Genomic DNA, 8,039 nt, shown 5'->3' on the forward strand with positions numbered 1-8,039 from the left:
GCAGGAAGCAAAATTGCGGATAAAGCCGACCGAATTCTGCGGAATCGATACGGTCCTCTCCTGAATATCTCCGACAATCTGGTAAAACTTCTGGTTTATCCGATACATATGCGATTTGCGGTTAAAAAAGACCGTCTTTTCAAAGGGCCAGCGGATGACGGTCGGCGTCTTGAAATCCACTCCCAGCTCGAGAATCAGAAGCGCATGGTTTAAGGTTCCAGCCAGCCATTCCCGGTAGAGATTCCAGCTTTTCAAATAACCTTCCTCGATATACGGATTCGCCAGAACTGTGTTTTCTGTCAGCGGTGCCCCACAGTGCGGGCAGATACCATCCGCCACCTCGCCGCGCTCCCAGATATCCTTCGTACAGCCTTTCGAACACTGAAGCCAGTTCACATTACCGCACGGCGCCGTGATTTTCGCTTCATCCAACGAGCTTTCAAAGATGCGCGCATCCTTTGCGGTTGTCACGATAAAATAATCCTTCCCCTCTGTCATCGATGCCAGCGCCCGGTATGCCTCCTGTACCTCCGCGCCTCCCGCCTTCTCCCATTCGCTTCCAAGCCCAATCAGCAGAAATTCGCACGCCTTAAGCCGTTCCCGAAGCGTTTTAAGTTCCTCATCTGCTGCCGTTTCATTTCTTGTCTTCTCTGCCATCTTGATTTGATTCCCCCGTTTAAAAAAGAGTCTGCATCTTCGCGGAGCGTTTTTTATTTCATAGGACGCAATTTCCCATGAAATAAAAAGAGCCTGGCATGCGCTCACGCACACGCCAGACTCCCCATCTGTAATGCAATTAGCTCTATGCGAACTTACTTAAATTACTTTAAGGTAACTTTAGCGCCTTCAGCCTCTAATTTAGTCTTGATGTCCTCAGCCTCTTCCTTGGAAGCGCCAGCCTTAACTACCTTCGGAGCACCGTCAACTACTTCCTTAGCCTCTTTCAGACCAAGACCTGTAGCTTCACGAACTACCTTGATAACTTTAACTTTGTTCGGGCCAACCTCTGTCAGCTCTACGTCGAACTCAGTCTTCTCTTCTGCTGCCTCAGATGCACCTGCTGCTGCTACAACAACGCCTGCTGCTGCGGATACACCGAACTCTTCCTCGCAAGCTTTTACTAAATCGTTTAACTCTAATACGGATAATTCTTTGATTGCCTCAATGAACTCAGCTGTTGTTAACTTTGCCATTTTAATATTCCTCCTGTGATTGAATTTTAAATCGACCTTATGCGGCCTCTTGCTTTACTATGCGGCTCTCACGCACCTTACACCCTGCTTTGCAGGTAAGGGTCTTATGCCTCCTGCTGCTCTGCGATCTGTTTGATAACACGAGCGAAGTTTGTGATCGGAGACTGCATGCTTCCAAGAAGTTTTCCAAGAAGAACTTCTCTGGACGGGATGGTTGCGATAACCTGCATGCCCTTTGCATCGTAGTAAGTATCCTCTACAACGCCGCCCTTGATCTCAAGCTTGTCTGCTTTTTTAGCGAACTCAGCTAAAATTCTTGCCGGAGCTGTAGCATCCTCTTTGGATACAGCCAGAGCGGTCGGACCCTCCAGATTCGGCTCCAGAGCCTCGAACGCGGTACCCTTAGCAGCAAAACGAATCATGGTGTTCTTATATACTTTATAAGTAACACCAGCTTCTCTTAACTGCTTACGGAGCTGTGTGTCCTGCTCAACTGTCAGTCCACGGTAGTCAACTACTACTGCGCCCTTAGCGCCGTTGAATAATTCTGCGATTTCAGCAACAACCGGCTGCTTTAATTCAACTTTTGCCATGATTGGTTTACCTCCTGTTTTATTTCTATAACCGCCTGGTAAACGTTTTCTGTAAAATAAAATCCCTCCGTCACTCGCAGGACAGGGGGATAGAAATATACAACGATATCAGTTCCCTCGGCAGGCGTATTAACCTTATGCCTTTCGGCACCTGCTGTCTTCGGCAGTTAAACACGATAGATACTATAACATAGAAGTCAAGGGTTGTCAATAGACCTATTAACTTTTTTTATTTTTTAAAAATGCAGCCGCAACCTCCATATCCTCCGGCGTTGTCACCTTGATATTCCGGTAAGAACCTTCGGTCAGGCGTACCTTGTGATCGGTCATCGTCTCGACCACCATCGCATCATCCGTCACTCCCTGCTGGTACTCTTCCCGACTCATCATCTTGTCATACGCCGCGCGGATCAGCGGGTAAGTAAATCCCTGCGGTGTCTGAATCATCCAGACATGCGCCCGTTCCGGCGTCACAGAGGCAAATCCGTCCGCATCCGCCAGCTTGACCGTATCCTTTGACGGCATGCCTGCCACTGCTGCGCTATAACTTCGTATATCTGATACGATACGTTCAATCATCGGATCGTCCACAAACGGACGCGCCCCGTCATGAATCAGGACGCAGTCCCCCTCCCCATAGGAAAGCTGGCTGCCGAGCGCCTTTAAACCCTCGTAGACCGAATGGTAGCGCTCTTTTCCGCCCGCAACGATAGCGCGCACCTTGGAAAATCCATATTTTCCTACAATCTCGTCCCGGCAGTACGCGATCTCATCCGCTCCGGTCACCAGAATCACATCATCGACCCGACTCTCCTCAAACGCGTGAAGTGCATACCAGATGACCGGCTTTTCCTCCAGAAGGAGAAACTGCTTCTGAATCTTGCTTTTCATCCGTTTTCCCTGTCCGGCTGCCAGAACGATAGCGGCAGTGCGGGTCGGATGCGGTGTAATTTTCTCTTTCCCAAATTGATCCAATGTATGTTCCATCTCGTTTCTCCTCCATGCCAGAACGATCTCTTAAAACACTCTTTTTCCACTTTTTGTCAAATCAATATTTTTAAAAAAACTAACCGCAAAACAATTCTTCCTGAAAAAATTTGTATTATCTCTCGCCCAGCTTCAAATTCGGCACCGCATTCAGATCCCAGCCTGCGCGTGCGCCCTTCTTATATTCATAGTACGCCGCCGCTCCGATCATCGCCGCATTGTCCGTACAGAAGATCGGTGACGGATGGAAGAACTGGATGCCCGCCTCTTTACAGGCCTTCTCCATGCCCGCCCGGAGAGCGGAGTTGGATGCCACACCGCTGGATGCCACACCGCCGGCGATCGCCACGCGCTTATAGCCGTGCTGTTTCGCCGCCTCGATCGTGCGCGATACCAATACTTCCACAACCGCATTCTGGAACGAAGCCGCCAGATCCGGCACATGGATCTCCTCGCCCATCATTTTCGCATGGTTAATATAATTTAAGACCGCCGATTTTAAGCCGCTGAAGCTGAAATCATATGGATTGTCGCCCACTTTTGCCCGTGGAAACTCAATCGCATGTGGATTCCCCTCTTTTGCCGCCTTATCGACCTTCGGGCCGCCCGGATAACCGAGCCCGACCGCGCGTGCCACCTTGTCAAACGCCTCGCCTGCTGCATCGTCTCGGGTGCGTCCCAGAATCTCAAATTCGCCATAATCTTTCACAATCACCAGATGTGTATGTCCGCCTGACACGATCAGGCACATGAACGGCGGTTCCAGATCCGGATTTTCGATGAAATTTGCCGATACGTGCCCCTCGATATGGTGTACGCCGACCAGCGGCTTCTTCGCCGCATACGCGAGTGCTTTGGCTTCCGCCACACCGACCAAAAGCGCACCAACCAGCCCTGGACCGTAGGTAACTGCAATCGCCGTCATCTCCTCCAGACTCATATGTGCCTCTGTCAGCGCCTCTTCAATAACCTGGTTGATCTTCTCGATATGCTTTCTCGACGCAATCTCCGGCACAACGCCGCCAAACAGCGTGTGAAGATCGATCTGGGAAGATATGATATTGGAAAGAACGGTACGTCCGTTTTTCACGACTGAAGCTGCCGTCTCATCACAGGAACTCTCGATTGCAAGAATGTAAACATCTTCTGATGGGTGTCCGTTTTCTGTATCATGCACGGAAATCTCTGCCCCCGATACCGGAGCTTTCCCTGGTCCCCGTTCCAATGCTCCTGAAACTGGCATTTCCATCCGTTCGTCCTTCTTTTCTTCTATATTCTCTCTCTTTTCTTCCGTCTGCATCGCCCTTACTCCTCATCAAATCCCAGCTCTGCCGTCCAGCCATCGCGGGCGGCTTTCGCTCTCGGGAATATCTCACGCACTTTATCCATATAATCATCCGGACGGATGAGCGACGGGCTGTAATGAGTCAGCCACATTTCCTTCGGCTGGGCCTCCTTCGCCAGGTGCGCCGCCTCCTGGAATGTCATATGCTTGTATTCTCTCGCCTTGGCTTCTTTCCCGTCCTCGCCGTACATGCCTTCACAGATAAACAGATCCGCATCCTTCGCGTACTCCGCAATTACCGGAAGCGGTCTCGTATCGGTACAGTATGCCACCTTGATTCCCTTCCGGTCACCTCCGAGCACCATATCCGGTGTCAGCGTTCTGCCTTCCTCCTCGATCGTCTCCCCCTTCTGCAGGCGGCTCCAGAACTTCTGCGGAATCTCCTGCGCCCGCGCGCGTTCCACATCGAACCGTCCCTTTCTCGGAATCGAAATCGAGTACCCATAACAGGTCACATTATGGTTGACCCGGTACGCATCGATCACATACGGTCCAATCTGAAGCTGCTGTCTCGGCTCCGTCAGCTCGATAAACTCAAGCGGAAACGGCAATTCCGGCGCGATCGTCCGCAGTGCCGTCACCACGCGTTCCAGTCCCTTCGGTCCAATCATCGTGATCGGCTCCGTCCGCTCCGCATTTCCCATCGTCAACAAAAGTCCCGGCAGACCGCTGATATGATCCGCGTGATAATGTGTAAAACAAATCACATCCACCGGCTTTGGGCTCCAGCCCTTTTCTTTCAACGCAATCTGCGTGCCTTCCCCGCAGTCTATCAGCAAATTGCTGCCCGAGCAGCGGACCATCAAAGCCGTCAGCCACCGATACGGCAGCGGCATCATCCCGCCCGTTCCCAGCAAACATACATCTAACATGAAACATCCTCTTTTCTATTAAATAAATGATTCATAATAAATCTTTTTAATTAAAAGTCATGCAAAAAGCTGTCAAAACAGCTTTTCTCCTAACTCCCATATCATTTAATAATATCATAAAGAAATACTATGTTGCAAGCCAGAAATTCAGCAATCCAATTCACAGGAGAGACGCAGATGACGCACCGCCTGTCCCGCGTTTCTCCGTCCCCCTCACGACTCTACAATAGTTCCGTCCTCTCCTCCTTATCTGCCTCAATCAGAAATTCCCGCGTCACTCCATCATAGCACTCCTCGCACAGATCAAAATGATGCACCTCCCCATCTTTCTCCGAAAAATAGTCCCATGCCACATCAAAATGCGCCGCTCCTTCGCGCAGAATGCCTTCTTTCACCGCCAGCTTCTTTCCGCACCGGTTGCAGACAACCGACAGAAGAATGCCGCTCTCTCCATATTTTCTCATGCTCTCCTCGCCTTTCTCTTCTATATACGCAAAATGGAGAAGCCATGTCCTCCACAGCTTCTCCATCATTATACTGTTTTTTATACCGGTTTTTAAGCGGAAAGTGCTGGAAATACTTACAGTACCTTATATCCCTTCGATGTCAGGCAGATGCTGACCTCCCTCACATCGTCCGTGTGAAGCACCATAACCGGCTTGCCAGAATCACGATTGAAGGAGAGATACAGGTAATCTACATTGATATTGCTCTCTTCGAGGGAAATTAACAGACGGTTGAGTGCTCCGACCTCGTCATCCAGTTCGACGCCAAGCACCTCTGTCAGACGGCAGAGATAACCAGCTTCCGCCAGCACTTTCTCCGCGTGCTCTGGATTAGAAACAACCATACGGATAATACCGTACTCCGCACTGTCATTCGTGATCGAACCCCAGATGTTAATATTCTCCTTCTGAAGAAGGGATGTAATATTCTGTAAACGTCCTTTCTTATTCTCTGCAAAAATAGATACCTGACTCAGCATATGAACCTCCTACCGTTCTTTTCTTTTAATTTAACACTGTAAAGTGTTACGCTTTTATCTGTTAAACAGTATACTCATTTCCATTTCATCTGTCAATGCTTTTTCCGCTTCTTTTCCAATAAATCAGCGCATCTTCCGTCGGCCCGCTGTAATAATTCTTCCGAACCGCCTCTTTCTGAAAGCCATACGCCTCATACAGCGCAATCGCCGGGGCATTGGATGCACGCACCTCCAAGGTGATATCCTCGACGTTTTCTTCCTCTGCTTCCCTTAACAGCCGTTCCATCAGAAGCCGCCCATAGCCGCGCCCCCGGCACGCGCCGTGAACCGCGATCCGCATCAGCTCGCCTTCCCCGGCAATGACGCGGAAATTGCTGTAGCCACAGACGGTTTCATCCTCTTTCAGCACCCAGGCTTTATCCCAGCTGCTCGTCAGCAGATCCTGTAAAAGCTTCTCCGACCATGCATCCGAAAAGCATTCCAGTTCCAGTGCCCGGACAGCAGGAAGATCCCCCGGCTGAAAATCCACTATCTGAACACGAAGCTCTTTTTGCGTTCCCGTTCCTGCCGCCATTATTTCTTCTCCACGACCACAATACCGGCTGCCAGCTTATCCATCTCGCCCTGGCGCTCTGCGACCTCGCGCTCGCGCTCCGCCTGCGATTTCCGCAGATAATCCGGCTTGTGCTCGGCTGCCGTCTCGGTCTTTCCCTCTGCCAGATACACTGCGCCAAGCGCTGCCACCGCCGAAGCTCGCTGACGGCTCGCCTGTGCCGGTGCAAACGAATACGGCACCTTCATCTCTTCCTCGATCACCACCCGGTTGACCGGCACACCGTCCCCCAGGAAAATCACGCGCTCGCCGCGCTCATTTAACTCGGCAATCAACGCATGGATATCCGTAATGTACTGTTCTTTCACAATCTCGAACTTCTCTTCATACCGATAGAGTCCCGTGTACACCTGCTGCCGTCTCGCATCCAGCATCGGGCAGATGAGCGCCGAAGCCCCGTACAGACAATATCCCATCGCATCCATCGTCGGCACATGGATCAGCGGCTTCTTGAGCGCCAGTCCCAGTCCTTTCGCTGTCGCAGAGCCAATCCGAAGCCCCGTAAAAGAGCCCGGACCGCCGGATACTGCGATTGCATCGATGCTTTCCAACGGCACCTCCAGCATTTTCACAATCTCATCAATCATCGGAAGAAGTGTCTGCGAATGCGTTTTTTTCAGATTCACCGTATATTCCGCCGTGATCACATCATCCGTAACAATAGCAACCGATGCCACCAGGGATGCGCTTTCGATTCCCAAAATTCTCATTTTCTCTTTCCTCCTGTCGCCGGCTACTGCTCGTTTACTGAAATTTTCCGATAATCAAAGCCCTTTTCCAGATCCTTTTCAATCGTGATCTGGATCGGATGTTCCGGCAGGATCTCGCGGATGCGCTCCGACCATTCGATCAGGCAGATACCCTCGCCGTAAAAATAGTCCTCATAGCCAATCTCATCCATCTCGTCCACATCGCCGAGACGATATACATCAAAATGGTAAAGCGGCAGGCGCCCATCGTCGTACTCCTGCACGATCGTGAAAGTCGGGCTGTTGACCGGTTCCTGAATTCCAAGTCCCGCGGCAAACCCCTGCGTAAAAACCGTCTTTCCTACGCCCAAATCACCATTCAAACAATACACCTGCCCTGCCTGCGCTTCCATTCCAAGCTTTTTTCCAAACGCATACGTCTCTTCCGGGCTGTTTGTTTCTATCATCATGCTCGAATTCCTCTTCTCTTTTCCTGCGGCAGATTTCTTGTAAGCATACTGAGAAAAATCTGCTCCTCCGAACCTCTGAACACGCGCTTCGGCATCAGGTACGCCTTGTCTCGACCCAGGTAAAGCACATATATTCCCGCGATCTTTTTCACTTTTACCAGCTTATCCCAGCTGATCTCACCCTTGCAGTTCGCCTGGCGGGCACGGATGCCCTCGTCTCCAATGTGAAATACAATCTCAGCTCCCGTTTTCGCATCCCCGGCGGTGCGCTCTGCCTGTTTCCAGATTGCAA

Annotated in this window: 12 protein-coding genes and 1 other annotated feature; all 12 genes read right to left on the minus strand. The window is 50.9% G+C overall.

Annotated elements, in window-relative coordinates:
- Positions 1 to 657, minus strand: a 657-nt coding sequence (locus tag QVO97_RS12295) for a hypothetical protein (protein ID WP_288189767.1), incomplete at its 3' end; no start/stop codon positions are given.
- Between the two features lie 164 nt (positions 658 to 821).
- Positions 822 to 1,193, minus strand: a complete 372-nt coding sequence (gene rplL / locus QVO97_RS12300; RefSeq protein WP_022360613.1) for a 50S ribosomal protein L7/L12 — start codon at positions 1,191 to 1,193, stop codon at positions 822 to 824.
- Between the two features lie 104 nt (positions 1,194 to 1,297).
- The gene (gene rplJ, locus QVO97_RS12305; protein ID WP_022360614.1) at positions 1,298 to 1,786 is read right to left on the minus strand and encodes a 50S ribosomal protein L10; all 489 of its coding nucleotides are present in this window, start codon (positions 1,784 to 1,786) and stop codon (positions 1,298 to 1,300) included.
- A gap of 47 nt (positions 1,787 to 1,833) precedes the next feature.
- Positions 1,834 to 1,968: a sequence feature (ribosomal protein L10 leader region), on the minus strand.
- A gap of 37 nt (positions 1,969 to 2,005) precedes the next feature.
- Entirely contained in the window at positions 2,006 to 2,773 is a 768-nt protein-coding gene (gene ispD / locus QVO97_RS12310) for a 2-C-methyl-D-erythritol 4-phosphate cytidylyltransferase (RefSeq protein ID WP_022360615.1), read from the minus strand.
- Positions 2,774 to 2,888: 115 nt separating this feature from the next.
- Positions 2,889 to 4,073 (minus strand): tRNA (adenosine(37)-N6)-threonylcarbamoyltransferase complex transferase subunit TsaD, encoded by a 1,185-nt coding sequence (gene tsaD / locus QVO97_RS12315; protein ID WP_022360616.1) that lies wholly within the window; start codon positions 4,071 to 4,073, stop codon positions 2,889 to 2,891.
- A gap of 5 nt (positions 4,074 to 4,078) precedes the next feature.
- Positions 4,079 to 4,990 carry a ribonuclease Z gene (locus tag QVO97_RS12320; protein WP_022360617.1) on the minus strand — a complete coding sequence of 304 codons (912 nt, stop codon included), beginning with the start codon at positions 4,988 to 4,990 and terminating at the stop codon, positions 4,079 to 4,081.
- A gap of 221 nt (positions 4,991 to 5,211) precedes the next feature.
- Complete coding sequence (locus QVO97_RS12325; RefSeq protein ID WP_181357235.1) at positions 5,212 to 5,454, minus strand: hypothetical protein; 243 nt, start codon at positions 5,452 to 5,454, stop codon at positions 5,212 to 5,214.
- A 116-nt stretch (positions 5,455 to 5,570) separates the two neighbouring features.
- A complete protein-coding gene (locus tag QVO97_RS12330) occupies positions 5,571 to 5,975 on the minus strand; it encodes an ACT domain protein (protein WP_022360619.1) in 405 nt (134 codons plus the stop codon).
- Positions 5,976 to 6,060: 85 nt separating this feature from the next.
- Positions 6,061 to 6,549 carry a ribosomal protein S18-alanine N-acetyltransferase gene (gene rimI / locus QVO97_RS12335; RefSeq protein WP_022360620.1) on the minus strand — a complete coding sequence of 163 codons (489 nt, stop codon included), beginning with the start codon at positions 6,547 to 6,549 and terminating at the stop codon, positions 6,061 to 6,063.
- Positions 6,549 to 7,298: a tRNA (adenosine(37)-N6)-threonylcarbamoyltransferase complex dimerization subunit type 1 TsaB gene (gene tsaB, locus QVO97_RS12340; protein WP_022360621.1), complete on the minus strand. Its 750-nt coding sequence runs from the start codon at positions 7,296 to 7,298 to the stop codon at positions 6,549 to 6,551. The genes rimI and tsaB overlap by 1 nt, the downstream gene beginning before the upstream one ends.
- A 23-nt stretch (positions 7,299 to 7,321) precedes the next feature.
- Entirely contained in the window at positions 7,322 to 7,747 is a 426-nt protein-coding gene (gene tsaE / locus QVO97_RS12345) for a tRNA (adenosine(37)-N6)-threonylcarbamoyltransferase complex ATPase subunit type 1 TsaE (RefSeq protein ID WP_022360622.1), read from the minus strand.
- Positions 7,744 to 8,039: YcxB family protein (locus tag QVO97_RS12350; protein ID WP_288189768.1), on the minus strand; the 296-nt coding region annotated here is incomplete at its 5' end. The genes QVO97_RS12350 and tsaE, both read right to left, overlap by 4 nt.

This window comes from Clostridium sp. CAG:43 (assembly GCF_000434655.1).
Lineage (GTDB): Bacteria > Bacillota > Clostridia > Lachnospirales > Lachnospiraceae > Otoolea > Otoolea fessa.